This window comes from Brevibacterium sp. LAARM3_SD1 (genome assembly GCF_057364765.1).
Window position 1 is genome coordinate 140,663 of sequence record NZ_JBNFOL010000006.1, and the last position, 25,618, is coordinate 166,280.

The window sequence follows — 25,618 nt, forward strand, 5'->3', positions numbered from 1 at the left end:
CATGTTGGTGCGTGACCGGGACAGGTGGGTGCTGCCGGCGAATCCCCGTGCCGTGGGCAGAATGTCACGATATTCGCAGATCGCCGGGATCGTCTGCGTGATCATCGGCGGATGGGCACTGCTCTGCGGCCTCGGCTTCCTCCTGTTCGGAGGCTTCATCTTCGACGCGATCTCCACGGCTGATTCTGGCAACAAAGCCATCGCAAGGTGGGCGATCGGCGGCGGAATCACTGTGTGCGGAGTCGTTTTCACGATTGTCGCCGTCGTCATTCTCCGACGGGTTCGATCCCTGCGGAAGGCACCGCAGCAGCCGGTGCTCACCGTCGATGCGCACGGAGTCTCGGTGGTCGGAATGGGCTCGGTGCCCTACGCGGATCTCGTCTCGATCCACGCTCGCATCGGGCCCCGGCCGATCCAATGGTCGACGACCATGGCCAAGACCGCAGGCAATGAGCTGGCGGCCACGCTGGTCGGCAGATCGCGGATCATCCACGAATTCGTCATCCATCGGCGCAGCGGACCGGACATCCGCGGCGACCTTTCGATGCACACAAGCCCCGCGAGCTTCACGCAGTTCGTCGATCAGCTGCGGGGACTCCTCGCACCGTATTCGATCCCCGTCGAACTTCACCGCTGAGTGCGGCGGCACCTCATTCGGCGGTGCTGCGGCGGGCGTCTCCCCAGATGTCGACGCCGGAATCGACGGCGAACTCGTCGATCGCCTTCAGCTCATCGTCACTCAAGGGTGCTGCGTCGAGGACTGCCACATTGTGTTCGAGCTGTTCGACGCGGCTGGCCCCGATGACCAGCGAGGACACTCGTTCGTCGCGCAGCGCCCAGGCCAGGGCCATCTGTGCCAGGGACTGTCCACGGGCGGCGGCGATGTCGCCCAGAGACTTGATCCGGGAGAGGTTGTCTGTGCTGAGGAACCCGTCCTTGAATGACGGCTTCGCTTTGCCGGCGCGCGAATCGTCAGGAACTCCGCCGAGGTACTTATCCGTGAGGAGGCCCTGGGCGAGCGGGGAGAAGCAGATGACGCCGAGTCCCTCCTCGTCCGCGGTCGCGAGCAGTCCGTCGTCTTCGATCCAGCGGTTGATCATCGAGTACGACGGCTGGTGGATGAGCAGGGGAGTGCCCAGGTCGCGAGCGATCTGCGAAGCCCGGGCAGTATCGGCAGCCGAGTAGGAGGAGATGCCGGCGTAGAGGGCACGACCTGACCGCACTGCGGTATCGAGTGCGCCGATGGTCTCTTCGAGAGGCGTCGATGCATCGGGGCGGTGGGAGTAGAAGATGTCGACATAGTCGAGGCCCAACCGGCGCAGAGATGCATCGAGGCTGGCCAGCAGGTATTTGCGGCTGCCTCCGGGACCTCCATAGGGGCCCGGGTGCATGTTCCAGCCGGCCTTCGTCGAGATGATGAGCTCATCGCGGTAAGGGTGGAGATCCTCGCGCAGCAGTCGGCCGAAGTTCGTCTCCGCCGAACCCGGAGGAGGGCCGTAGTTGTTCGCCAGGTCGAAGTGCGTGATGCCCATGTCGAAGGCACGTCGGACGATGTCGCGTTGGTTCTGGAAGGCGACGTCATCGCCGAAGTTGTGCCACAGTCCCAGCGACAGGGCGGGAAGGACGAGCCCGGACCGGCCGACCGGGCGGAAGGTCATCGAGTCGTAGCGGTTCTCGGCGGCTTGGTACACACGGACTCCCTGAGTTGGACGAGCTGACCTGGATCAGTGCGGGTCAGCCTTCAGCTTAAGCGAGTCCATTGTGTGCGGCGAGCGTCGCTCGAATGCCGTGCAGCGCCGACCCAGCCGGGCATGGCTCCCACAGCTGCCAGCGCGCGACGGCCATGCTTGGGCTCAGTCCCGCCCGGCCTGCGTGCATACGCATGCGCGGTTGCCGTCGGCATCGGCGAGGACGGTGAATGACGGTGCCTGGGATTCGTCGACGATCGTGCCTCCGGCCTCGACCGCGGCCTTGATCCGAACTGGTGCGACCGCCGCCGGCACACAGACGTCGACGTGCACACGCTGGTGTGGAACCTCGTGCTCCTCACAGCCTTGGAACCACAGCAGCGGCATCTGTCCGGACGGATCGATGACGTCGGGGCCGGAGACGTTGCTCGCATCCCCGGTCAGGAGCGCCGCCCAGAACGGGGCGATGGTCTCCTGGTGGGCAGTGTCGAGGCCGAGCGCGAGCAGCGCAGGGACGCTCGGGTCCGCTTTCACTCCCGCCGAGGCGGCCGCCTCGCTGATCTGACCGGCGAGGTTGAGATCGCGTTCGGTCACGGCGCCGGTGTCGTGGCTGGTCAGTCTGATATCGACGTGTGGGAACGTCAGGGTCACATCGGGATGGTGGCCGGCCGCCTCGGCGAGGTTGCCGATCTCGGTGACGAGATCGAGCCCGGTCGCGAAATCGCCGGTGAGGAACCGGGCACCGATGCAGTCCGGCAGGCCCTGCCAGTCGCCGAGCCCTTCGGAGTCGAGTGCGTCGAGCAGATTCTGTCCGGTATATGCAGTCATGGCTTCATGCTAGGGACTCACCGGTCCCGCGTGAACCCCCTGTGCGTCCGCCGCCAAAAGCATCCCTCGGGCTGAACGTGCGTCGATCAAGCGGGGGCGCGGAAAACCCGTCGTCGACGACGACATATCCGCGTTAACCCTTGAACGACGGGAAACCGCGACACAAAATAGACCACTGGTCTTGATTTAGTGGTGTGTCCTATGCCTCAATAGTGTCGTGACGAAATTCCACGCCATCCGCGACCAGCTCCTCGACCGCCTCGAGGGCATGGCCGCCGGTGAGCAGTTCCCGCCGGAGCGACAGCTCGCCGAGACCCTCGGCATCTCGCGGATGACCCTGCGCCGCGCCATCGACGAACTCGTCGCCAAAGGCATGGTCCGCAGGCGCCACGGCACGGGCGTCTTCGCCCTCGGACCGAAGCTCGACCAACCGCTGGCCGCGAGCTCCTTCACCGAGGATATGCTCGCCCGTGGAATGCGCCCCGGTTCCCATATCCTCAGCTTCGACACCGCCGAGGCGGGTGCGCACATCGCTCGCCGACTCCACATCGCCGAAGACGACGAGGTCATCGCGATCCTGCGCCTGCGCCTGGCCGATGACGAACCGATCGCCCTCGAAGAACTCCACGTCCCCTCCGCCCTCGTCCCGGGACTGAGCGCCGACGATCTTGAGAACCAGTCCTTCTACGAACTCCTGCGCCGCAACTTCGGCATCAGCCTCAACCACAGCATGCAGACGATCGAACCGACCCTCCTCGACGCCGGCGAAGCTCAACACCTCGGCGTCGAAGAGCTCTCACCCGCGCTGCTGTTCGAACGCATCTCCCGCGGCGCCGATGACCGGCCCTTCGAGTTCGTCCGCTCCGTCTACCGCGGCGACCGCTATAAGGTCCGCACCGAGCTCACCGTCCCCGTCCACACAGGAGGAGAGCAGCCATGATCATCGCCGGACTCATGACCGGAACCTCCGCCGATGGCCTCGACCTCGTCATCGCCGAGTTCATGCCCGACCCCACCCTCGGCTCCGACCTCGTCGGCGCGGATCCCACCACACTGACCGTGCGGATCCTCGCCGAACGCGAAACCCCGTTCGACGACCAGCTCGCCACCGACATCCTCCGCCTCCTCGAACCGGCAGACCTTCCGCTGTCCCTGGTCAGCAGTGTTGACGCCCGCCTCGGCCGTTTCTGCGCCGAAGTACTGGACGAACTCTGCACCGACCATGACCTCTCACCCGACCTCGTCGTCAGCCACGGGCAGACGGTCCGTCACGACATCACCGATGGACGCGTCACCTCGACCCTCCAGCTCGGGCAGCCGGCGTTCATCGCCGAACGCCTCGGAGTCCCCGTGCTCTCCGACGTCCGCTCCCGTGACGTCGCCGCCGTGGGACAGGGCGCCCCGCTCGTCGGGCTCCTCGATTCCCTTCTGCTCTCCGACGTCGAGGCTCCGACCGCGGTGCTCAACCTCGGCGGAATCGCGAACATCACCGTCATCACCCCCGGTCAGGACCCCATCGCCTTCGACACGGGCCCGGCCAACGCACTCATCGACATCCTCGCCCGCCGCATCACCGGCGGCCGGCAGGGCTACGACCGTGACGGCGCACTCGCCGCAGCCGGAGCCGTTGACGAGGACCTGCTCACCGCGCTCCTCACCGAACCCTTCTACGGCCGCCCCGCCCCGAAGTCGACGGGCAAGGAACTCTTCCACGCCGCCTACCTCGACTCATTCCTCGAATCCCACCCCCGCCTCGGCGAGCATGATCAGATCGCCACGGTCACGGCGCTGACCGCGCACACCATGCGAGGCGGTCCGAGATCACGATGTCACCACCGTCATCGCCTCGGGAGGTGGGACGAGGAATCCGGAACTCATGCGCCGCCTCGGCGAGGAACTGGGTGAGGGCATCGCGCTGACGAGCACGGATGAGGCCTTCGGACTGCCCGAAGGCAGCAAGGAAGCGCTGCTCATGGCTCTCCTCGGATGGCTGAGCTGGCACGGACTCGACGGCACCGAACCGAGCCTGACCGGGGCGATCGGGCCGCGCATCGCTGGCCGGTTCACTCCCGGTGACGGTCCGCTGCCGCTGCCCGAGCCCCTCCACCGGCGACCCACCCGACTGAGGCTGAGCGACTGAACCGCGGCCGTCACCGGCACCGCCCGTACGGCCCCACTGACAACCCGACCACAACTCCACAACTGACCCCGACACACTCCACACCCCCAACAAGGAGAGACCAATGCAGATCATCGACCTCCTGGTGATCGTCGCCTATCTCGTCGCAACGGCGTGGCTGGGACTGGCGCTGAGCGGAAAGCAGAGCAGCCTCAAGGGCTACTTCCTCGGCGGGCGCGACCTGCCGTGGTGGGCCGTCTGCCTGTCCGTCGTCGCCACCGAGACGAGCGCGCTCACCGTCATCGGCATCCCCGTCATGAGCTACCTCGGCGACCTCAACTACCTGCAGCTGGGACTCGGCTACATCCTCGGCCGCGTCATCGTCGCCTACTTCATGCTGCCGCGCTACTACGACGGCGAGATGATCACCGCCTACGCCTACCTCGGCAAACGCTTCGGCCAGTCGACGCAGACCACGGCCGGCGTGACCTTCCTCTTCACCCGCCTGCTCGCCGACGGCATCCGCGTGCTCGCCGCGGCCATCCCGCTCAAGGTCATCCTCGACGGGCTCGGCATCCACACGAACTATTTCGTCATCATCGTCGTGCTCTCCCTCGTCACGATCGTGTACACGTTCATCGGCGGCATCAAGGCCGTGGTCTGGGTCGATGTGGCGCAGATGATCCTCTACGTCCTCGGCGGAATCCTCGCGATCATCATCATCTCCGCATCGATCGGCGGCGGATGGGTCGCCGAGGCGGTCGAAGCCGGAAAGGCGAACATCTTCGTCTTCGAGGGCAACCCGATCTCCGCGGACACCTCGTTCATTCCCTCGGTGCTCGGCGGGGCCGTGTTCGCCATGGCCTCGCACGGGTCCGATCAGCTCGTCGTGCAGCGGCTGCTGTCGTGCCGGTCGAAGGTCGAAGCGCAGAAGGCGCTCATCACCTCCGGCTTCGTCGTGGTCGTCCAGTTCGCGATCTTCCTCTTCGTCGGACTGGCGCTGTGGGCGTACTACGATCACGCGCTGCCGGCGGACCTCGGTCTGACCCGCGACGACGAGATCTTCCCGCTGTTCATCATCGAAGGCCTGCCCACGGGAATCTCCGGATTGCTGCTGGCCGGCATCCTCGCCGCCGCGATGTCGACGCTGTCCTCGTCGCTGTCGGCGCTGTCGTCGTCGACGGTCAACGATGTGTACGCGAAGCTCAAGCGCGCCCCGATGACCGACGAGCAGGGATTCAAGGTCGGCCGCTGGGCGACGATCGGCTGGGGCATCGCGTTCATCCTGCCCGCCACGGTCTTCGAGTCCGACTCCGGCAACATCGTCATCCTCGCCCTCGGAATCGCCGGAATCACCTACGGCGGTCTGCTCGGCGCCTTCGTCTTCGGCATCGTCAACAAGCGGGCCCGAGCGCTCGACGCGAACATTGCCTTCGCCGTGGCCGTGGCCGTCAACGCGTACTTCTTCGTCATGGAGAAGTACGTCACCGGTGAGGTGTGGGTAGCGTGGCAGTGGTACCCGCTGCTCGGCATCATCGTCACCTTCATCGTCGGCGGCCTGCTCGGTCTGCGCCACAAGACGAAGGTCGTCGAAGAGCCCACCACCCTCGCCGAGGCGGAAGGAAGCACCAGTCCATGAGCTCCACCCAGCCGGGTTCAGCCCGCCCGTCCCCGTCGTCGGAATCAACGCCGGCGGGAACGGGCAGACGCCCCCTGTCTCCGACCGAACAGCGCAATCCGGCAAGCTCCGGACTCGATGACCTCGACACCCTCGGGGTGCTCAAGGTCCTCAACGCGCAAGACCACGCCGTCATCGATGCGGTCGCCGCTGCCCTGCCGCAGCTGGCCGAACTCGTCGACATTGCGGCGGAACGGATGCGCCGAGGCGGCCGCGTCCACTACTTCGGCGCGGGCACCTCGGGGCGGTTGGGTGTCCTCGATGCCAGCGAGCTCCTGCCGACGTTCAACCTCGAGCCGGGCCGGGTCATCGGGCACATCGCCGGTGGTCAGGCGGCTCTGGTCAACGCCGTCGAGAACGCCGAGGACTCCGGTGCCGACGGGTCGGCGGCCGGTGCGGAGCTCGGACCCGATGACGTGGCCATCGGCATCGCCGCGAGCGGGTCGACTCCGTACGTCGGCGGGGCACTCGATGCGGCGCGGGCGAATGGCGCCCACACGGTACTCATCTCGAACAATCCACACGCCTCTCTGGCCGAGAAGGCCGCAGTCCATATCGTGCTCGACACCGGCCCCGAGGTGATCACCGGTTCCACGCGTCTCAAGGCCGGCACGGCCCAGAAGCTCACCCTCAATGGGTTCTCGACCGCGCTCATGGTCGCCCTCGGCCGCACCTGGGACAACCTCATGGTCTCGGTCGTGGCGACGAATGCGAAGCTGCGCGAACGCACCGTGCGCATCCTCCGCGAAGCCGCCGACCTGGGCGATGCCGAGGCACGGGCTCTTCTCGAGCGCTGCGACGGCGATCTCAAGACCGCCATCGTCGTCTCCTTCACCGAGGCGGCCCCCGCCCTGGCAGTGTCGACCCTGGAGACCCATGACGGATCGGTCAAGGCTGCGATCGCCGAGCTCGTCGCGGCAGGCGCGCCGACCGACACGGGTCAGGCGTCCGGACCGGACTCCTCCGGCCCGGACACCCCCGGCCCGGACACCTCCGGCCCGGGTACCGTGGGCGCATGACCCTCGTCCTCGGCATCGACATCGGCGGCACGGGCAGCCGGGCCGCGCTCGGCGACGCCGGCGACGCGAGTCCTGCCCCTCGTATCATCGACCAGCTCACCGGCTCGCGCATCGAGATCGGGTCGAATGGCAGCACTGTCATCGACGTTGTCCGGGAGCTCGTGAGGTCCGCCGCGAAGACGTGGCCCGACCGCTTCTCCGAGGTCAGCGGCATCGGCATCGGCGCGACCGGTATCGCCTCCCTCGCCGAGGATCCTTCCGCTGTTCTTGCCGAAATCTCTGCCGACCACGGGGTGCCGGCGGTCGCGGCGATCGACGCCGTCACCGCCCACCTCGGCGGTCTCGGTGGGACCGGCGGGGCGATCACCGTGCTCGGAACAGGAGCCATCGCCATCGCTCACCCGGGGCCAGACGATGCGGGCAGCTGGTCGTCAGCCTGGTCACGAGTCGACGGTTGGGGGCATCTCTTCGGCGATCGCGGGGGAGGAGCCTGGATCGGCCGTCAAGGCCTCGAACTCGCTATGCGCACCCATGACGGAATCGACGAACGAGGCCGTGCGCTGCTCGAAGCAGCCACCCGACGATTCGGGCCGCCCGCCTCGTGGCCGGGTCAGTTCTATACCCGCAACGACCGCGCTGGACTGCTTGCCGAATTCGCAGTCGACATCGCCGAGACGGCTCGAACCGGCGATACAGCATCGGCCGGACTGCTCTGCGAGGCGGGACAGGAAGCGGCTCGCAGTGCCATCGCCGCCGCTCGCACGGCAGATCACCGGGACCGCACCGCAGGCCACCCGGACCACACCGCAGACCGCCTGGACCACACCGCAGACAACCAAGACCGCACCGCGGGCCACCCGATTCGCATCGCTCTCACCGGGGGAGTCGCTGCCGCAGGCGACCAGCTCGTCGAGGGATTCCGCACCGAAGCCGGACGCCTGCACCCGAACGTCACCATCGTCGAGCCCGCCGGCGGACCGCTGGCTGGGGCACTCACGCTGGGCCACCTCGGTGCGGGTGGGAAGCTGAGCGCGCAGGACAGGGTCATCTGGACCTGACACGGCGTCAGTCAACGCGAAAGTCGAATAAGTCGTCTCCAGCGACGACTATTTCGCACTTCGCGTTGACTGAGGCGAATTCACGCCTGTGCTTGCCGCACCATCCGCAATTCGCGCATTCCGTCGTAGTCGTCGGTCTTGATGGTGCCGTCGGCGATGAAGCCGTTCTTCGAGTAGAACGCCTGTGCACGCGGATTCGGATCGGCCACCCACAGCGCAGTCGTCACGGACGGATCGATGACGGCGTCGAGGAGGTCCTGGCCGACGCCCGTGCCGTGCATGGATCGATAGGCGTAGAGAACATAGAGGTGTCGACTTTCGGGGCGTGCTGCTCCACTCTTCGAGTGCTCGGGACCGTCATCGTCATTTAGGTTTCCGTCGCTTTCCTGGGGGCCCGACATCGCAATGCCGACCAACCGTCCATCGGATTCGGCGACGGCGCAGGTGAATTTCGTCGGGGCCGCCTCGGCGAGGATCTGCGTCCACATCCGCTGCCGGCGATCGAGGAGGTCGGGAGCATCGAGGAGATCGTCGGGCATGATCCCGCGGTACGTCTCACTCCAGGTGTCGACGTGGACGCGCGCCATGGCTGCGGCATCGGCGGACTCGGGCGGACGGACTGTGTGGGCCATGACTGGATGCTACCGGCCGGGGCAGGCGGGACGAACGGTCTCCGGCACGAAAAGTTCACCTGACCTGCATCTTCCGACAAACAGCTGTCCAGCCGGGGCACCCAGGATCAAGAGAGTGAGAGCGAACCGCGAACCATTCACCTCCGTCGAAACACACTCTGCACGTCCACGGATCTCTGCGCGTCTCAAGGCCAGCTCCGATCCAGGACTTCCACCCACCGACCTCGAGCTTCCGGCCGGGCAGCGGACTCCCGCCTACCGGTTCTTCGAAGCTCTGCCGGCGGCGATCAGCTTCACAGCGGTGGGCCTCGTGTTCATCCTCCCGTTCGTCGATGCGATGCTCGGAGCCGCCTACGTGCTCTCCATCGTCGGATTGATGTTCGTCCGCGCCATGCTCGGCGCCGTCGACGTCGCCCGCGGATTCCTCCGCTACCGGCGCAGTGCCCGCGTCGACTGGGCGGCCAGACTCACAGATCTCGAACGAGCCATGGACGGACGATCCTCCTTGGCACACCCGCGCGGCGGATTCCGGGCCTCCGGTCACGCTGCTCTGGTCGCGAAAGTCGGCGCCGATCCGCACTCGATCATGCGGCCCTCGACCCTCTTCCACGCGGTCGTCGTGGCCGCGTACAACGAGCCCTATCCGGTCATCGCGGACACCATCCGCACCCTGCTGCACACCTCGACGAAGCCCGAACAGCTCCTCATCTTCTTCGCCCACGAGGAACGCGGAGGTCCGGCGATGGCCGAGACCGCGCGTCGGCTCGAAGCCGAATACGGCCACCGCTTCGGGGCCTTCGTCCTCGTCGAACATCCGGCCGGACTGCCCGATGAGATTGCCGGCAAGGGAGCGAACATCACCTACGCCGGCCACCGCCTGGCCGAATGGGTCCGTGACCAGGCCATCGATCCGCGCAGGGTGATCGTCACGAGTCTCGACTGCGACAACATTCCGCACGAGTCCTACTTCGACTGCGTTGCCTACGAATATGCGGTCGCGCCGGATCGGGAGCGTCTGTCGTTCCAGCCGATCAGCCTCTACATCACGAACATCTGGGACGTGCCGGCGCCGTCGCGAGTGGTCGCCAGCGCGAACTGCTTCTGGAACCTCACGACCACTGTCCGGCGACTCGCTCTGCGCAATTTCGCCTCCCACGCGCAGCCGCTGACCGCTCTGGTCGAGATGGGGTTCTGGTCGAAGCGGACCATCGTCGAGGACGGTCACCAGTACTGGCGCAGCTGGTTCCACTTCGACGGCGACTACCGGGTCGTGCCGATCCACGTCCCGATCTTCCAGGACGCGGTGCAGGCCGGAACATTCAAGTCCACGATGGTCGCCCAGTTCAAACAGCTCAGCCGCTGGTCCTACGGCGCCTCCGACGTGCCCTATGTCGGAGTGCGCGTCTTCGCTCCCGCGGCCCGCGCACCGTTCTGGCCAGGTGTGCTCCGGTTCTTCTCCCTGCTCGAGGGCCACGTCAGCCTCGCCTCGATCTCGATCATCATCGCCATCGGCGGCTGGATCCCCTTCGTTGTGGCTTCGCAGACGGGGCAGGTCACCTCGTTGGTGGAGCGGATGCCGATGACAGTGGGCATCATTCAGCAGATCGGCATGATCGGTCTCATCGTCTCCATCGTCGTGTTCAACGCCCTGCTGCCGCCGCGGCCGATCCATGTTCCGCGCGAACGCCGCCTGACGATGTGGCTGCAGTGGCTGCTCTATCCGCTCACGCTGCTCGTGTTCAATTCGTCGACGGCGCTGTACTCGCAGTGGTGCCTGCTCACCGGCCGCTACCGCGAACGCTTCGACGTCACGGAGAAGATGGCCGGCGGACGGTCCAGCTGACCGACCGCGCACACCATTTCCGCCGTCCGTTTCGAGGTCTACGCTGGGACGTGAACGCTGCCCATCGAATCCATCGTGCCGAGAGCCGAAGCGCCGACCAGCCGAGGAGGGTGTCATGGTCGACACCGCAACCGCCACCGACAGCACGCACGCCTCCGGGCACGACACGGAACACGTCGACTGCATCATCAGCGGAGGCGGCCCCGCCGGGATTGTCGCCGGCCTGCTGCTCGCCCGAGGCGGGGTGAAGGTCGTGGTGCTCGAGAGGCACGAGGACTTCTTCCGCGACTTCCGCGGCGACACCATCCACCCCTCGACCCTGCGGCTGCTCGATGAACTCGGGCTCTATCACCGTTTCGCCCGCATCACGCACCGTCGCGTCGAGGGCGTCACCCTCACGGGGCGAGGCGGTGAGGACATCATGCTCGCCGACTTCACCCGCCTCGACCTGCCCCATCCGTTCATGACGATCGCGCCCCAGTGGGACTTCCTCAACCTGCTCGCCGAGGCAGGGGAGGACGAGCCGAACTTCGACCTCCGGATGGGACTCGAGGCCACCTCGTTGATCTGGGATGACGACCGTGTGGTCGGTCTGCGCGCGCGGAATTCCACCGGCACCGAGGCGGCACCTCCGACCGTTGACGCCGATGCTCCCGCCACGACTATCACCCCGGCCACTGTCGAGTTCCGCGCCCCTCTCGTCATCGCCGCTGACGGCAGGTGGTCGAAGGCCCGCGCCGAGGCGGGACTGTCCATGAGAGAGCTGTCGTCGACGATCGATGTGTGGTGGTTCCGCATCGACACCGCGGCAGTCCTCCCCGATTCGGTGGCCCCACGAGGCGGGGACGGTAAGGTCTTCGTTGCGATTCCCCGCGACGGACACGTGCAGATCGCCCGCCTCATTCCGAAGAGCGCGGACGTGCGCCTGCGGGCCGAGGGCATCGAAGCGCTGCGTGACGCAGTCGCGGAGACCTATCCGCAGCTCGCGGCAGACGTCGGCCAGATCGAGTTCGATGATGTGAAGCTTCTCGACGTTCGCCGCAATGAGGCCAGACGCTGGTTCGCCGACGGTCTGCTGTGCATCGGCGATTCCGCGCACGCGATGAGCCCGCTTGGAGGAGTCGGAGTCAACCTCGCGGTGCAGGACGGAATCGCCGTCGCCCGGACGCTTGCCGAACCGCTGCGTTCAGGATCGGTGCGGACCGCAGAGCTGCGACGCCTGCAGCTGAGACGGCTCCCGACCACTCGCGCCGTCGAACTCCTCCAATCGGGAATCCACCGGATGGTCGAACCGGCCGTCCACGGACACCGACCCATCCGCCCACCTGCACCGGTGGAGTGGCTGCTGACGACGTTCCCCGCGCTCACCCGCATACCGGCGCGCATCCTCGGTGTCGGCATCACTGCCGAACACGCCCCGGACTTCGCCCGACGCGAGGAACCGACCGTCGAAAGGACACGATGAACGTCATCCTGCGCTTGCGCCCATTGGCGCTCACCGATGAGGCGGATCTGCGGACGTTCCATGAGCAGCTGCGCGCCGACGACTTCGAATTCCTCCAGGCCGAGGGGTCCTGGGCCGACTTCATCGGCACCCACGAGCGCGAGGCTCAGGGACTCGATCTCCGGCCGGGGCATGTGCGCGCGGAATTCCTCGTCGCGGAGGTGGACGGCAGACCCGTTGGCCGCACCTCCATTCGGTACGAACTCAATGACTTCCTGTTCTCGCTGGGCGGGCACGTCGGCTATGCGGTTGCTCCGGAATTCCGTCGCCGAGGATGTGCCCGACAGATTCTGTCGCGCTCGGTCGAACGTCTGCGTTCGGCCGGAATCACGAGTGTGCTCGTCACCTGCGATGAGACGAACACCGCCTCGGCGAGTGTGATCGAACAGTGCGGGGGAGTCCTCGAGGACGTGCGTGAGAACGGTGACGGACCGCCAAACGGCGTTACTGGATCGACGCCGATCCTCGGGAAGGGCATTAGCTCTGAGTGCGCAGCGGACTTCGTGGGCCGGACTTCGCACGCCGCCGTCCCGAGAGGGTCTGAGCCTCAGTCCCTGAGCCGGCGTTGGCGAGACAGCAGAGCCGTCAGCTGGTGGCATTCGGAGGTGGACATCGTGCCCAGTCCGAAGCGGATATCGGCGACGAGGTGGCTGGCCCGGTCGGTCAGGGTCCGTCCTTTGGGGGTGAGCTCGGCGACAACCTCTCCGTCATCTCCGGGTTCCAGGATCCGTTCGATGAGGCCGTTCTCCTCGAGCCACCTCACCGAGTGGAAGGACGAGCCGGCTTCGACCTGAAGTCGGTCGGTGAGATCAACGAGGGGGAGGACTCCGCTGGGCTCGAAGAACAGAAGGAGCAGGATCTCGTATCGTGCGTAGGTCAGCCCCAGGGGGCGCAGCTTCTCATTGAGGTCCGTGATAAGGCGTCGGTGGGCGTGCATGAGTTCCGTGGCCGCCTGCATTCGGTTGCGCTCGGGCCAGCGCAGCTCCCATTCGCCAGCCGCCTCTGAGATAGCGTCCTCGAAGATCGGCAGCGCACTGCCGACTCTGAACTCTTCGGACGCTCTCTGCCGGAAGCCGGCGTCGAGCTCTATCGTGTTCCACTCTTCGGTCTTGACCGACGATTCGGCACCGGTGTCAAGATGCGCTCGCGCACCTCGTCGCTCTCGCTGTTCTCAGCGTGGGAGTCGGAAGCGGCGAGGTCCTCATCTGTCAGGAGGTCATCGGCTATGCCGTCGTCGTCCGTCGAGTAGTCATCATCGTCCTCGTCCCTGGAATTGAAGGACTTGATGGTCGCCCGCAGCCCGGAACGCTGGATGACCGTCTGGATCGTGAGATCTCGTTCGTCAGGTCGACCGACGTATCTGATGTCGCGCAGGCCCTGATCCTGGGCAGCCGATTCGAAGACGAAGTGGCCGTAGCGGAAGATCCGACCCATGAGGGGCTTGTGGACTGAGATGTCGAGGATACGCGCCATCGGCATCGTCGCCTTGTGCTGGGTGAAGATCCCGTGGATTCGAAACACCCGCATGTTCGTGATGACGAAGCGGTCCATGTGTACGAAGAGCGCGCGGTAGACGCCGAAGAGCATGACCGCGCAGCCGATGCCCAGAGGGACCGCGGCGAACTTGGGCGGAACAGCGAAGGACAGGGCAGCGAGTGCCAGTCCCAGGAGGATGATGAGTGTGGGAGTGACGAAGGCAAGCGGATGACGTCGCACTTCGTCGACGATGACCTCACCTTCTTCGCTGATGAGGTGGTTCTCGACCTGAGGGTCGGTCAGCGAACTCAACACTGTCGCCTGCGCACGGATCCGCTATGCGGAGAGTGAGGTGAAGAACGTGACCAAGGAGCCGACGCCAGTGCCGACCGCGGCAAATGCCGTCCTGACCGCCTCCGCGGAATCCTCCGGCCGCTGAACAGATAGAACGCCACGAAAATGACGACGAGTGTGAGTATGGCCTTCTTAACCCACTTCACAATGGACTCCTCTGTGCCGCATCGCTGAGGCAGCGGAAGCGGACATTTGATTGCACAACTCAACCAGCGTAACGGCCCATGCACTTTCGAACCCGGCGGACGCGCCAGGGAATTGTGATCGCTGTCTCAACGACTGAGATTCTGGCTGGTGGGGAGCTCGCAGGATCCGCTTCCGGCAACTCGGGTTCCGGTTTTCCTCAATCGGCCTCGACGGTCAGCACTAGTGCCTCGGTGCAGGCGGGTCCGTAGAGTCGAAGGCATGAACTCACTATTCGACTCCATCCGCAAGATCGGTTTCCGTCGCGGTCCCGACCGCATCCTCGGCGGCATCGCCGGGGGCCTCGCTCAGATGACCGGCGTCAATGTCTGGATCATGCGACTCATCGTCCTCGCTTCGTTCCTGCTCCCCGTGCTTGGGATCGGCGCCTACCTCGTCGCGTGGATCCTCACCCCGTGGCAGGACGATTCGATCCCGCTGCAGCAGGTCTTCGGCGGTCGCTCGCTCGAGTGACATGTGAGCGGCGAACGCTCGATGCGCAAGAATGAGGGCATGAGCGAACGCGAACCCTCTGCACCGGCCAATCGCTATCCGGCGGCTGCCGAATGGCAGGCGGTCGACAAGTATTTCACCGAGACGCTCGTCGGCGAAGACCCTACCTTGGTCGCAGCGCGCGGATCGGGCGCAGCGACGACGATGCCGAATGCCGAAGTCGCAGCCAACCAAGGGGCGTTTCTTGGGCTCCTGGTCAAGATCGCTGGCGCGAAACGCGTCCTCGAATTCGGCACACTCGCCGGCTACTCGACCATCTGGCTCGCCCGATCAGTGGGAGAGAGCGGACACGTCGTCACGCTCGAACTCGAACCGCAGAACGCGGCAGTCGCCCAGGAGAACTTTCGCGCCGCCGGAGTCGCAGAGCGCGTCGAGACGATCGTCGGTCCGGCGACGGAGTCTGCCGCTCAACTTATCAACGACGGTGTCGTCCGAAATGGGGCAGTCGTCGATGGTGACAGCAGCGATCCGCGGGTCCAAGGAGTGCGAAGCGTCGCCGCCGCCATCGCGGCCAACCCGGACTTGGATGCCACTGCCCTCCAGACTGTCGGCGAGAAGGGATGGGACGGACTCATCGTCGCTCGTCGGCGTTGATCCGAGGCTGAACGCAGGATCTACCAGACCTGCGGAGGCCTACGGCAATAGACATCGATCGGATCGAGGTCCATCGTCGGCGCGTCGAAGAACGTCCAGATGAGCAACACGATGGTGATCGGGAAGAACGCGACCGCCACATAGCGGCTCATTCCCCTCCAGAATCCGACGCGTCTGCCGCTGTGCTTGAGCGTGACGACGCCGCACAGCGCCTGGCCGGGGGAGACTGTGCAGCCGTAGAGAGCGCCGAACACCAGTGCCATCAGCGGATAGCTGATGAGAGCGACTTTGGTGGCATCGTCGATAGAGATGATGTTCACTGCCGTCAGGGCCAGTGCGATGCCGATGACCAAGCCGGTGAAGAAGAGGACGAAGACCGCGTCGAGGATCCTCGCCCACCAGCGTCGAACCGATGGAGCCGGCGTCAGCGGTCCACGGTTGCGCCAAGGGCCGGGGCCGTGGACGGCAAGCCCGGCGTGGGCGCGGTAGTTCGAACTCATTGTGTGTATCCTTCTCGCAGCTGACGGGCCGATGCCTCTGACTCTATGCGGTCGCCGGCCTGCAGAGGGTGCTCGTCAGGAAACATCCTGTGTCAGTTCCGGTACAGCCTCGCCCGCCCCTTTGTGAACGGGCAGCGAAAGCAGCGGGGAATGAGAAATGTGCCGCGACATCGAATGAACGATGTCGCGGCACATTCTCTGCGGTGGGCCCCGTGGGGATCGAACCCACGACCCGCGGATTAAAAGTCCGCTGCTCTACCAACTGAGCTAGAGGCCCCGCCCCATCACAAGCGCAGGACACAAGCCTGCTGACGCATGATGGAGACGAACCAATAGTAGAGCTTCGCGCCCGATTTACTCAAACCAGAGCCCGCTGTCGATGGGAGACCTTCGGCCCCCTCCCGACGCGGCCCCGCGGATCACTTCTCCAGTCCGCGCCGATCCTCACCCGTGTAGGTGCGAGGCAGACCGTCCGGTGACTCGAGCTCTTCAGGATCGAGGGGTTCGATGACGTCGGACTCGATGGCCTTGTCCTTCTTCAGCTTCCCGACCAGGGCACGGACATTGCGCAGGCCCGCGAGCAGCTTCCGGTCCTTCTTCGGCGCGACGTATTCAGGGTCGGTTTCGATGGGGAAGACCGTCGGCGCAGCGCCGAAGGCTTCCTTCGATTCGTCGGCGACCTTCCGCGCCATCCGGCCGTTCACCACAGCGCCGATGACCGCGCCGACGCCGAAGGGTAGCAGGCGGCCGACCAGCGAACCACCGGCACGAGTTGCGAACTTGCGGATGAAGGTCTTGCGCAGCTTGCGCACGAGCAGATCGACCAGGGGAGTGGGCAGCTGCTTGGTCACGGTGGCACCCCAGCTGCCGAACATCGACTCCACGCCGCCGTTCTGCTTGCCGAACTTCTGGATGAGGTTCTTCCCGTCCTTGCCCAGCATGAGTCCGAGCACCAGGGCGTTCGCCCGCTTGGCATCGGCCACCGGCAGCCCGTGGGTCTCTGCGATCGCCTGCGCGAACAGTGCTGTGCCTTCGAGGAAACCTGCGGTCTCTGCTCCAGCCACACCGAGCGCGGCCGTCGTGCCCAGCCCCGGAACGGCCGCAGTCGCACCGACTGCCGCGCCGCCCGAGGTCGTCAGGGTCAGGTAATGGCGGCGGATGATCTTGATGAGCTCTTCGGGGGTCGCATCCGGATGCCGACGGCGCAGACTGCGCACATAGGCCAGCGCGACGGGGCGCTGCACGGACAGCAGACGCGACAACATCGATTGGGCGCGGGGATTGAGTGTGCCATCGTCATTGACTGCCAGCTTCGCAGCCTTGTCGAGACCCTTCTTCGCCACTGATGATTTTCCCACGAGAGTTCCTCCTCGTATCGGTCACTCGCGGCTGCGGGTCGCAGTCACGAATCAGACCCCAGTTTAATAGCGTCTGTTGTGAGTCCGGGGAGCAGAACCTGACCGTGCGGCGAAAGCCCGAATGTGCTCCACGTCCTAGTCCGCGCACCCCCGCAGGGACTAAACTGCCCTGACCATGTCACATCGCGCTTTCCACCGTCCCGTTCCCCTGGCCGATCTCGACTCCGTCGGAGCCGTCGATGATCCCATCGCCCGGTCGGAGACCTCGCATGCGACCGCGGCCCTGTTGCTCGGCGATGCGCACGGCAACCGCGACGAGGCTGCCACCAGGCGCTTCGTCGAACTCGCCGATGACATCGGCTTCGAGATCATCGCCGAGATGTGGTCCGCCGCTCCCGCCGTCTCCGCACCCGGCGCACTGTGGCGCCTCTACGCCCTGCGCCAATGGATCAAGTCCGCACCGTGTGAACTCTCTGAGATGTTCTCCGACGGCCAACGCCGCGTCACCGAAGGCATCGGCTACGACGAGATCCTCGCCGGCGTCGAACTGCCAGCCGGACCCGACGAAGTGGCCCACGCCATCGACGAGATCCTCGTCGGCGCCTTCCGCGGTGACGTCGTCATCGCGCTGCTGCGCGCCTCCGCCTTCGTCGGCATCTGCGCGGCAGGCACCGACGACCATGACACCGCCGTCCGCCTGCGCCAACTCTCCCAAGACCTGTCCGACGCCGCGGTCGCCCATCGCCGAGGCGGCCTCGACTGATCCTCGGCCCGCCGGCAATCCCCTCGCCGAGGCGGCCCCTCCCGACCGGATGAGCGCGGTCCCCGTCGGGACCGGTTATTCCCACCCGACCACGTCATCGACTGTGAGATTGTCAACGGACGAAGGGCCGCCTCGGCGGTGGATTCATGAGCATGAACGAGTATAGTAGGGGGTGGCCTTCGGGCCACCGGACGCTGGATCGCTGAAGCCCCGGGCTCCAAATTCAGCCGCTTCGAGCGGCCTTCCGCCGAGAGGCGCTCTCGGTTCAGCGTCCGGCACATATCATTGAGGCATCATGCATATTCGTCCGGCTTGTCCGGGCCCCGGGCAGGAGGAGAGCATGCGGCTCAAGCGGGTACCGCAGGACAAGGTGTTCTATGAGCGGTTGTCCGATCTCGTCTCTCAGATGCGCCAGTGCAATCTGGTGCTCGCCGAACTGTCCGGAATCGAAATCAGCGAACGACGCGACGTCGCCGACCGCCTCCGCGAGATCGGCGACAGAGCCGATGAGGACATGGGCGCGATGCTGCGTGCGCTGCGCGAGAACTACATCACCCCGTTCGACCGCAACGACCTCTACCTGCTCAGCCACCACATGCGCGATATCTGCCATCGGCTGCACGGAGTCGGATACGTCCTCGCCTCCGGAGCCTTCGACCCGCTGCCGTCCGGCGTTCCCGAGACCCTGGCCGTGCTGTCGAACCAGACCGACCACACCTCGCGGATGATCACCCGGCTGCCGGGCAAACTCGACCAGTGGGACTACGTCGACGCGATCAACCGGCTGACCTACCAGGTCGAGAGCCTGCAGTGGCGGATGTCGGACGCGGTGCCGAACTCCAAACGCGGGCTGACCTATATGGCGGCCGTATCCCAACTCGGGCAGGCGTTCGTCCGGGCCGCCCATGGGTTCACCGAACTCGGCAAAGTCGTCGCAGCCATCGCGATCAAGGAGTCGTAGTCCGTGGAGCTGCTCTTGGCGGCAGTCGTCATCGCCGCGGTGATCTTCGCCGGCTCGAACGGTTTCCACGACGCCGCCCTGACCGTCGGCAACGCGGTCGTCGGACGCGCGATGCGACCCGGGTGGGCGCTCAGCCTGGCCGTCATCTTCAACTTCATCGGCGCCCTCCTCGGTGAGGGAATCGCCATCGTCGTGGCCAACCAGATCGTGCTCTTCTCCGGTTCGGCCGACCTCATCCTGACCAGCCTGATCATCGCCTTCGTGGCGGCTACGACGTGGAGTCTGTTCACCTACTACTTGGCACTGCCGGTGTCGTCGACCCACTGTCTCATCGGCGGTCTGCTCGGCGCGGGAATCGTCTTCGGCTTCTCCGTCAATGCCGGTGAGGCGATGGACTCCGTGGTGTGGCCGCTGGTGCTCTCACCCATCCTCGGCTTCATTCTGGCGTGGGTGCTCACACTCATCCTGTCGAAGTCACTGGCTTCCACCCCGCCGAAACCGCTGTTCCGGGGCGCACGCATGGTCGATTCCGTTCTCACTGCGTCTCTGTCGCTCGTCCACGGGATCCAGGACGCTCAGAAAGTCGCGGCCCTGGTCATGGTCGGCATCCTCGCCGTCGAGGCGACGCCGCACGATGGTCTGTCCATCGTCGAGATCTCCTGGCCGGTGCGCCTCCTCATCGCCGCGGCACTGGCTCTGGGCACGGGACTGAGCGGGTGGCGAGTGGTCCAGACGCTGTCCGTGCGGATGGTCCGCCTCGACCCCCTCAAATCCTCCATCGCCGATGGCGCGGCCACGATCCTCATGTACACCGCAGCACTGATCATGAGGGTTCCGGTGTCGCTGACCTTCGTTCTCGGCTCGTCGATCCTCGGCACCCAGTACGCCGGGCGCAAGGGCCATGCCAGGGCGAGATACTTCCTGCCGATGTTCGGAGTCTGGCTCCTGACGATCCCCGCCGCAGCACTCCTTGCGGTGGTGCTCGGCTGGATCGTCAAGACCTCCGTCGGGCTCTGACACCCGGGCGCTCGCCGGCGCCCGGGGCAGAACCCGATGAAGGTCACTAACCGCGTTGCTGTCGAATCAGCTCCGTGCCTTCCGTCCGAAGACGAAGCCGGTGGTGATCATGGCCGCAGCGAGGACGAAGTGCAGCCAGTTGTCGGCGGTGTTGAGCCCGACGAAGTTGCCCATCGACTCCATCGGAATCACCATTCCGTAGATCCACAGCACCGCGTAGATGATGCCGCCGACGATGAGGTAGCTCTTCGCCAGCGAACGCGAACGCAGCCCGAGCATCCCGACGATGCCGAACAGCAGATGGACGATGTTGTGGAGCACCGTGACCTGGAAGAGGCCGAGCAGCGCCGCGTCGGTGTGATGTCCGGCGAAGCTGATCGAGCCGAGATTCGCGGTGATGCCCGGGACGAATCCGAGGATGCCCACGAGCAGGAACACGGCACCGAAGAGCCCCGAGACCATCTGCACCTGCGAACGCGCACCGCGTGCAGCGGCGGGCGACTGTGACGACATCGAGATATTCATGACGATCCTTTCCCAAAGGTGACTAGTATCGGTGATTCGGACCAGATGCCGATTCGGATGGCCGACGGGCGAAACTTTCCGGCAGCCGTCTCATGTCGGCCCGTCGCTGTAGTCTGGTGGCAATGGGAGCTTGGGCGGCGAAGCTGTGGCGCAGACTGCTGGTCCTTCTGATCGGCGGGGTCATCGCCGTGCCCTATATTGCGGTCATCACCTGGGCCGTCTCCGCACGGAACGAGGTCAGCGACCGCTCTCTGGCACTCAGCATGCTCGCCTTCAGCGTCGTCGTCTTCGTGCTGTTGTGCATTCCCGCGTTCCTTGCCGTCATCCGTGCACTCGAACGGACCCTGGCCGAGCAGCTCCTCGAACTGTCCATCCCCACCCCGCCGAGGCGGCCGACCTGGTCCGACCGCCTCCGCGGTGCCCTGTTCTACTTCGGCCACGCCTTCGCGGGAGCCCTGCTCCTGATCACGGTCGTCGTGGTCCTCCCCTCCGTGCTGCTGATGGTCGCGGATCCGCAGCAGGCTTCGCAACTGTCGAACGGACTCCTCGGCATTGCGGGCTCCCCAGCCGGGTCGACTGCGGGATCGCCGGACGGAAATGCCGATCCGTCGGCCGGCACCGGTGCCGAGTCCGTCATCGTCCTGTCCGCCGGGCTCGTCCAGATCCTCGCGCCCGTGGTCCTGCTTCTCCTCACGGCTATGATCATCGCCGAAGGCTACTTCCTGCCCCATTACGCGCAGATCCTGCTCGGCCCCTCGGCCGCTGACCGGGCTGCGCTCGCCGGGGCCGAACGCGTCCGTCGGTTCCGCCGCACCGTCCTCGCCCGCGAGGTCCACGACTCGATCGGTCACGCCCTGACCGTGACGACGATGCAGGCGGCCGTGGCCAAACGTGCCCTGCACCAGGATCAGAAACTCGCCGAGGCGGCCGTCGACGAGATCGCTCGCACCAGCCGTGAGGCGGTGGCCGAGTTGGACCACGTCCTCGCGCTGCTGCGCGCGGAGGCCGACGGCGCTGGCGGCGATGAAAGCACCGTCGGCGACGCCGGCGCCCTCGACGGCGCTGATGCCATCGATGGTGCCGAGGGCGAAGCCGTGGAGGGCGGAAGGCGCGCGGGGGACGGTGACAGCGAAAGTGCGCGGCCGCCTCGGCGGACAATGCTCGACATCACCCGATTGGCCGAGGAGGCCCGCGCGATCGGGCACCCCACCCGGCTGACGGTCAGCGGGGACGCCACCGGACTGCCGCCGACCGTGGTCCACGAACTCCACCGGATCGTGCGCGAGGCGGTGACGAACTCGCTGCGGCACGCGACGACACCCGGCCTCGATGTGGCCATCGACATCGGCGCGGACTGCGTACAGGTGGTCACGCGCAATGCCGGCGCGGCCACCGGCCCGATGTTCGGCTCATCGGAGAAGGGACGGACCGAGGGGAAGGCGGCGACTGATGCGAAGGTGGCGGGCGCCGCGAAGGGGACGGCCGATGCGAAGTGGACGGCCGCCTCGGCGAGGCAGTCACGCGGACTCGTCGGCATCGGTGAAAGAGCCGCTCTGTTCGGCGGAAGCGCCGACTGGGGAGTCGAGAACGGACAATGGATTCTGCAGGTGAGACTGCCGTATTCGGAGGGACAGATGCCATGACCATTTCGGTGATCCTCATCGATGACGAACCGCTCGTGCGTGCGGGATTGGCCGCGATCATCGACTCCGACCCGGGACTCGAGGTCGTCGGGGAGGGCGATGACGGGGCGGAAGCGCTCGACCTCGTGACTCGGTTGGATCCTGATGTCGTGGTCATGGATGTGCATATGCCCCATCTCGACGGATTGGAGGCCACGCGCCTGCTCATGAGCAGGCAGGAGCCGCCTCGGGTGCTCATCCTCACGACCTTCGACAGTGATGACTACGTCTTCGAAGCTCTGCGCGTGGGCGCGGACGGCTTCGTCCTTAAACGCGCTCAGCCGTCCGAACTCGTCCGGGCGGTGCATACCGTGGCCGGAGGAGAGGCGCTGCTCTACCCGCAGAAGATCCGGGACATGGCCGCACGATCGCACCGAGCCGTCGATGTGGTGAGTTCTGCTGGGCTGAGCAGTCGGGAACAGGAGGTCCTCACCCTCATGTCGAGAGGAATGAGCAACGCCGAGATCGCCGGGGAGATGTTCCTCGGGGCGGAGACGGTGAAGACGTATGTCAGTTCGCTGCTGTCGAAGCTCGGTGCCCGTGACAGGACACAAGCGGTGATCAAGGCTTTCGAATCGGGGTTCGTCGAGACCTGATCCCGGGCCGAGACACGGGCTTCGGCGGCGGGTTGAGGCTCGCGGTCACCCGTTCGGGAACCGGATTCACCCTTGTGGGGGAGACCCTGGCGGGCCCTCCGGGGCGAGCCTGGGTTCATGACAACGAAACAGCTCACTCAAACAGCCCATCATCCATCACAACCGACCGACCGCGGGGTGCAAGTGGGACTGGCAGCCGCCTCGGCGTGGTCGCTCTTCCTCATGATCATGTCGGTCCTCTGGGGACTCGGGATCGTCGCTTCGCCCCTGGCCGGGGATGAGAAATGGACGTTCACCTCGCTGGTCGCATCGCTTACGGCTCCGGCGGTTGCCGGCGTCATCGGCTTCGTCGCACTGGTGAGCTTCGTCCTCGCGGTTGTCCCCCTCTCCGTTCCTCGTCTGCGGGAACGTCTGCGTGAACGGTCCGGAGTACGCCTGATCGGTCTCATCGCACTCGCCTTGACCGCGGTGGTTACGGTCGTGTTCACCGACACCCTGCTGCTGGCCTACCTCGGCTATACGCTCAGCTTCCAGTTCCCGCCGATACCGGCACCGGTGATCTGGCAGGCCGTCCTGCTCATCGGACCAGTGCTGTGGCTCGTCACCTGGGCCGCTGCCGAACGGTCATACCGGGTCGAGGGCCGGATGTCGCACCGGAGCGGAAGCGGGGCCGTGCCCCGTGAGCGGCGCGGTGCGAGCTCAGTCTCCACCGGCGCGAAAGTCGCCGTCGCCGTGGCGATCATCGTGCCCGGGTTCTATGCCCTGACACGGATCTCCTGGGCCGTGGGCATTCCATTGGGGCTGAGCGAAGGTCTCTACGACGAAGGCCAACGCGTGGGGATGTGGCATTCGGGACTCGCGCTCGCGCTGGCAGCGATCGGCGGAATCCTGCTCACCCTCGGCCTCGTCCAGAAATGGGGAGAGCGGCTGCCGGCATGGCTCGGGCCCCTCGGCGGTCGTCGGGTGCCGGTCCCACTGGCGACCGTCCCCGCGACGATCGTGTCCTTGGCGCTCTTCACCGGCGGTATCGGGCTCGTCCGCACGATGCTCGGGGGACCGCCGGAGGTCTTCGGCGACAGCTGGTGGGCGACGATCGGGCCGACGCTGTTCTTCCCGGTCTGGGGCATCGCGCTCGGCTGGGCGACCTACGCCTACCGGGAACGCCGGCTGGCCGCCGAGACGGAAGCGCCCGCCGAGCCGCGCAGTTGACGCTGAGAACCGAGCTGACGCTGAGAGCTGCGGTTGACGCTGAGAACCGCGGAGCGCCGAGTCCACTGTGCACACAAGGGACTCGGCGCTCCGTCGATGTCTGAGCCGTCTTTTCGAATCTTCGATGTCCCTTGCGGGCGGATCCACCTCGAATAAGCTGACGATATCGAGGCGGATCCACCCGCAGGATCAGCCGGGAAACGGCCCGTAGGTGGCAAGCAGGTTGCCCTTGCTGGTCCGCTGCACGTTCTTGAGCTCCAAGCGGGTCGTCGTTCCACCTTCGAAGAGGGACCGTCCGCTGCCCGCGACAACCGGGTGGATGGCAAGCGTCAACTCGTCGACGAGGTTCGCCTCGACGAGCTGACGGGCGATCGACATCGATCCCTCGACAGCGATCTTGCCGCCGTCGCCGGCTTTGAGCTCGCGGACGAAGTCGACGAGCTCGCCCTGGATGGGAGTCGAGTTCTCCCAGCCGAGGTCGGCCTGTGACAGCGTCGTCGAGGCGACATGTTTGGGCGTCGAATTGATGAAATCGGCGAACGGGGCGTCCTCGCCTTCTGTGTGGTTCGGCCAGTAGCCTTCCCACTCCTGATAGGTGACGCGGCCGAGGATGCAGTCGTCGACCCCTCCGATGGCAGTGGTCATCCACTCGCCCATCTCCTGGTCGAAGGAATCGAATTGGAAGTTGAATGGATCGGATGCGATTCCGTCGAGTGACTGGAACAGTGCGGCGATGACAGTGCGGGACATGGTGATCTCCTCATTGAGTTTGTCGTGCGGGCCGTTGCGTTTCCTGAGGGCTGCGTTTCCGCAGTCTCGGAAGTTCATAAAGTGAACTATGGTTTCAATAGTGAACTGCTTTTGCTATGCTGTCAACCATGAAGTCGTATGGGCAGTTCTGCGGTCTGGCTCGGGCAGCCGAGGTGCTGGGGGAGCGGTGGTCGCTCATCATCCTCCGCGACCTCCTCGTCGGTCCGAAGCGCTTCAACGAGCTTCGGCAGGGAAATCCCGGCATCCCCTCGAACCTGCTGACCACGCGACTGCGCGAACTCGAGGCCGCCGAGATCGTCGAGCGCAGCATCGACGGACGCAGCGTCGTCTACCGCCTCAGCGACTACGGTTCGGATCTCGGTCCGGTGCTCATCGAGCTCGGCCGCTGGGGTGCACGGCGAATGGCCGAGCCCCGCGAGGGCGAGGTTCCGACGGACTCCTCTCTGGCCGCGGCCCTGATGACCGCGCGTACCGACGCCCGAGTCCGACCCTTCTTGGTCGAAATCACTGCCGGCCCCGCGACTGCTCATGCGACCGTGAGCGAGCGCGGCGTGGAGGTCGCTGCGGGAGCCCAGGCGGAAGCTGACCTGAGGATCGACGGCCCTGGGCTGCGCGACCTGCTTGCCGACGGCGCAGCCGAAGCCGCACGAGCAGCGGGGACGATCACGGTCGACGGCGACGAATCCCTGCTGGCCGATTTCGTCGCGGCCTTCCGCGTTCCCCGCGACGAACCGGCTGCCGGTTAGG

At 65.8% G+C, this 25,618-nt stretch carries 25 protein-coding genes, 1 tRNA gene and 2 pseudogenes; 18 read left to right on the forward strand and 10 right to left on the reverse strand.

Annotated features, from left to right (window positions below):
- Nucleotide 1 precedes the first annotated feature (1 nt).
- Nucleotides 2–637: a hypothetical protein gene (locus AC2W7L_RS05440; RefSeq protein ID WP_486003601.1), complete on the forward strand. Its 636-nt coding sequence runs from the start codon at nucleotides 2–4 to the stop codon at nucleotides 635–637.
- 13 nt (nucleotides 638–650) lie between these two features.
- Here AC2W7L_RS05440 and mgrA read toward each other — a convergent pair whose 3' ends face one another.
- Together mgrA and AC2W7L_RS05450 are read right to left on the reverse strand one after the other, a co-directional pair.
- The gene (gene mgrA / locus AC2W7L_RS05445) at nucleotides 651–1,691 is read right to left on the reverse strand and encodes an L-glyceraldehyde 3-phosphate reductase (RefSeq protein WP_486003602.1); all 1,041 of its coding nucleotides are present in this window, start codon (nucleotides 1,689–1,691) and stop codon (nucleotides 651–653) included.
- A gap of 162 nt (nucleotides 1,692–1,853) precedes the next feature.
- The gene (locus AC2W7L_RS05450) at nucleotides 1,854–2,516 is read right to left on the reverse strand and encodes a 4a-hydroxytetrahydrobiopterin dehydratase (RefSeq protein WP_486003603.1); all 663 of its coding nucleotides are present in this window, start codon (nucleotides 2,514–2,516) and stop codon (nucleotides 1,854–1,856) included.
- Between the two features lie 217 nt (nucleotides 2,517–2,733).
- Between AC2W7L_RS05450 and AC2W7L_RS05455 the strand changes: the two genes are divergently transcribed.
- The 5 genes and pseudogenes from AC2W7L_RS05455 (at nucleotide 2,734) to AC2W7L_RS05475 (ending at nucleotide 8,390) form a co-directional block, all read left to right on the forward strand.
- Entirely contained in the window at nucleotides 2,734–3,456 is a 723-nt protein-coding gene (locus tag AC2W7L_RS05455; RefSeq protein ID WP_486003604.1) for a GntR family transcriptional regulator, read from the forward strand.
- Nucleotides 3,457–3,518: 62 nt separating this feature from the next.
- Nucleotides 3,519–4,656 (forward strand): annotated as a pseudogene (locus tag AC2W7L_RS05460) (anhydro-N-acetylmuramic acid kinase).
- A 103-nt stretch (nucleotides 4,657–4,759) separates the two neighbouring features.
- Entirely contained in the window at nucleotides 4,760–6,274 is a 1,515-nt protein-coding gene (locus AC2W7L_RS05465) for a sodium:solute symporter (protein ID WP_486003605.1), read from the forward strand.
- Nucleotides 6,271–7,332, forward strand: coding sequence for an N-acetylmuramic acid 6-phosphate etherase (murQ, locus tag AC2W7L_RS05470; RefSeq protein WP_486003606.1), 1,062 nt, complete (start codon nucleotides 6,271–6,273; stop codon nucleotides 7,330–7,332). Before AC2W7L_RS05465 ends, murQ begins: the two co-directional genes overlap by 4 nt.
- Nucleotides 7,329–8,390 (forward strand): N-acetylglucosamine kinase, encoded by a 1,062-nt coding sequence (locus AC2W7L_RS05475; RefSeq protein WP_486003607.1) that lies wholly within the window; start codon nucleotides 7,329–7,331, stop codon nucleotides 8,388–8,390. Before murQ ends, AC2W7L_RS05475 begins: the two co-directional genes overlap by 4 nt.
- Nucleotides 8,391–8,470: 80 nt before the next feature.
- Here AC2W7L_RS05475 and AC2W7L_RS05480 read toward each other — a convergent pair whose 3' ends face one another.
- Nucleotides 8,471–9,022, reverse strand: a complete 552-nt coding sequence (locus tag AC2W7L_RS05480) for a GNAT family N-acetyltransferase (RefSeq protein ID WP_486003608.1) — start codon at nucleotides 9,020–9,022, stop codon at nucleotides 8,471–8,473.
- A gap of 115 nt (nucleotides 9,023–9,137) precedes the next feature.
- On the opposite strand from AC2W7L_RS05480, the gene AC2W7L_RS05485 reads away from it, so the two are divergent.
- The 3 genes and pseudogenes from AC2W7L_RS05485 to AC2W7L_RS05495 form a co-directional block, all read left to right on the forward strand.
- Nucleotides 9,138–10,865, forward strand: a complete 1,728-nt coding sequence (locus AC2W7L_RS05485; RefSeq protein WP_486003609.1) for a glycosyltransferase family protein — start codon at nucleotides 9,138–9,140, stop codon at nucleotides 10,863–10,865.
- A 115-nt stretch (nucleotides 10,866–10,980) separates the two neighbouring features.
- Nucleotides 10,981–12,330 carry an FAD-dependent oxidoreductase gene (locus AC2W7L_RS05490; protein WP_486003610.1) on the forward strand — a complete coding sequence of 450 codons (1,350 nt, stop codon included), beginning with the start codon at nucleotides 10,981–10,983 and terminating at the stop codon, nucleotides 12,328–12,330.
- Nucleotides 12,327–12,707, forward strand: a pseudogene (locus AC2W7L_RS05495) (GNAT family N-acetyltransferase); the annotation flags it as partial. The gene AC2W7L_RS05490 and the pseudogene AC2W7L_RS05495, both read left to right, overlap by 4 nt.
- A 209-nt stretch (nucleotides 12,708–12,916) precedes the next feature.
- On the opposite strand, the gene AC2W7L_RS05500 reads toward AC2W7L_RS05495, so the two are convergent.
- Both AC2W7L_RS05500 and AC2W7L_RS05505 read right to left on the reverse strand, forming a co-directional pair.
- Nucleotides 12,917–13,327 carry a MarR family winged helix-turn-helix transcriptional regulator gene (locus tag AC2W7L_RS05500; protein ID WP_486003642.1) on the reverse strand — a complete coding sequence of 137 codons (411 nt, stop codon included), beginning with the start codon at nucleotides 13,325–13,327 and terminating at the stop codon, nucleotides 12,917–12,919.
- A gap of 128 nt (nucleotides 13,328–13,455) precedes the next feature.
- Nucleotides 13,456–14,157: a PH domain-containing protein gene (locus AC2W7L_RS05505; RefSeq protein WP_486003611.1), complete on the reverse strand. Its 702-nt coding sequence runs from the start codon at nucleotides 14,155–14,157 to the stop codon at nucleotides 13,456–13,458.
- Between the two features lie 447 nt (nucleotides 14,158–14,604).
- On the opposite strand from AC2W7L_RS05505, the gene AC2W7L_RS05510 reads away from it, so the two are divergent.
- Together AC2W7L_RS05510 and AC2W7L_RS05515 are read left to right on the forward strand one after the other, a co-directional pair.
- On the forward strand, nucleotides 14,605–14,856 hold the full coding sequence (locus AC2W7L_RS05510; RefSeq protein WP_486003612.1) for a PspC domain-containing protein: 252 nt from the start codon (nucleotides 14,605–14,607) through the stop codon (nucleotides 14,854–14,856).
- 39 nt (nucleotides 14,857–14,895) lie between these two features.
- Nucleotides 14,896–15,489 (forward strand): O-methyltransferase, encoded by a 594-nt coding sequence (locus AC2W7L_RS05515; protein WP_486003613.1) that lies wholly within the window; start codon nucleotides 14,896–14,898, stop codon nucleotides 15,487–15,489.
- 20 nt (nucleotides 15,490–15,509) lie between these two features.
- Here the strand turns inward: AC2W7L_RS05515 and AC2W7L_RS05520 are convergent, their stop codons facing one another.
- From AC2W7L_RS05520 to AC2W7L_RS05530, 3 genes are all read right to left on the reverse strand, one after another.
- A complete protein-coding gene (locus tag AC2W7L_RS05520) occupies nucleotides 15,510–15,989 on the reverse strand; it encodes an RDD family protein (RefSeq protein WP_486003614.1) in 480 nt (159 codons plus the stop codon).
- 204 nt (nucleotides 15,990–16,193) lie between these two features.
- Nucleotides 16,194–16,266: transfer RNA gene (locus AC2W7L_RS05525), tRNA-Lys, on the reverse strand.
- A 142-nt stretch (nucleotides 16,267–16,408) separates the two neighbouring features.
- Nucleotides 16,409–17,347 carry a hypothetical protein gene (locus AC2W7L_RS05530; RefSeq protein ID WP_486003615.1) on the reverse strand — a complete coding sequence of 313 codons (939 nt, stop codon included), beginning with the start codon at nucleotides 17,345–17,347 and terminating at the stop codon, nucleotides 16,409–16,411.
- A gap of 175 nt (nucleotides 17,348–17,522) precedes the next feature.
- Between AC2W7L_RS05530 and AC2W7L_RS05535 the strand changes: the two genes are divergently transcribed.
- From AC2W7L_RS05535 to AC2W7L_RS05545, 3 genes are all read left to right on the forward strand, one after another.
- A complete protein-coding gene (locus AC2W7L_RS05535) occupies nucleotides 17,523–18,110 on the forward strand; it encodes a hypothetical protein (RefSeq protein WP_486003616.1) in 588 nt (195 codons plus the stop codon).
- A 340-nt stretch (nucleotides 18,111–18,450) separates the two neighbouring features.
- Nucleotides 18,451–19,071, forward strand: a complete 621-nt coding sequence (locus AC2W7L_RS05540; protein ID WP_101543807.1) for a DUF47 domain-containing protein — start codon at nucleotides 18,451–18,453, stop codon at nucleotides 19,069–19,071.
- A 3-nt stretch (nucleotides 19,072–19,074) separates the two neighbouring features.
- Nucleotides 19,075–20,088, forward strand: coding sequence for an anion permease (locus AC2W7L_RS05545; protein ID WP_486003617.1), 1,014 nt, complete (start codon nucleotides 19,075–19,077; stop codon nucleotides 20,086–20,088).
- Between the two features lie 66 nt (nucleotides 20,089–20,154).
- On the opposite strand, the gene AC2W7L_RS05550 is transcribed toward AC2W7L_RS05545, so the two are convergent.
- Nucleotides 20,155–20,613, reverse strand: a complete 459-nt coding sequence (locus AC2W7L_RS05550) for a DUF4383 domain-containing protein (RefSeq protein WP_486003618.1) — start codon at nucleotides 20,611–20,613, stop codon at nucleotides 20,155–20,157.
- 122 nt (nucleotides 20,614–20,735) lie between these two features.
- On the opposite strand from AC2W7L_RS05550, the gene AC2W7L_RS05555 reads away from it, so the two are divergent.
- The 3 genes from AC2W7L_RS05555 (at nucleotide 20,736) to AC2W7L_RS05565 (ending at nucleotide 24,100) form a co-directional block, all read left to right on the forward strand.
- A complete protein-coding gene (locus tag AC2W7L_RS05555; RefSeq protein ID WP_486003619.1) occupies nucleotides 20,736–22,256 on the forward strand; it encodes a sensor histidine kinase in 1,521 nt (506 codons plus the stop codon).
- The gene (locus AC2W7L_RS05560; RefSeq protein WP_486003620.1) at nucleotides 22,253–22,891 is read left to right on the forward strand and encodes a response regulator transcription factor; all 639 of its coding nucleotides are present in this window, start codon (nucleotides 22,253–22,255) and stop codon (nucleotides 22,889–22,891) included. The genes AC2W7L_RS05555 and AC2W7L_RS05560 overlap by 4 nt, the downstream gene beginning before the upstream one ends.
- Nucleotides 22,892–23,008: 117 nt before the next feature.
- Complete coding sequence (locus tag AC2W7L_RS05565; protein ID WP_486003621.1) at nucleotides 23,009–24,100, forward strand: hypothetical protein; 1,092 nt, start codon at nucleotides 23,009–23,011, stop codon at nucleotides 24,098–24,100.
- A 189-nt stretch (nucleotides 24,101–24,289) separates the two neighbouring features.
- Here AC2W7L_RS05565 and AC2W7L_RS05570 read toward each other — a convergent pair whose 3' ends face one another.
- Nucleotides 24,290–24,850, reverse strand: coding sequence for a dihydrofolate reductase family protein (locus tag AC2W7L_RS05570; RefSeq protein WP_486003638.1), 561 nt, complete (start codon nucleotides 24,848–24,850; stop codon nucleotides 24,290–24,292).
- A gap of 128 nt (nucleotides 24,851–24,978) precedes the next feature.
- Here AC2W7L_RS05570 and AC2W7L_RS05575 point away from each other — a divergent pair, with 128 nt between their 5' ends.
- Nucleotides 24,979–25,617, forward strand: coding sequence for a winged helix-turn-helix transcriptional regulator (locus tag AC2W7L_RS05575; RefSeq protein ID WP_486003622.1), 639 nt, complete (start codon nucleotides 24,979–24,981; stop codon nucleotides 25,615–25,617).
- Nucleotide 25,618: the final 1 nt, after the last annotated feature.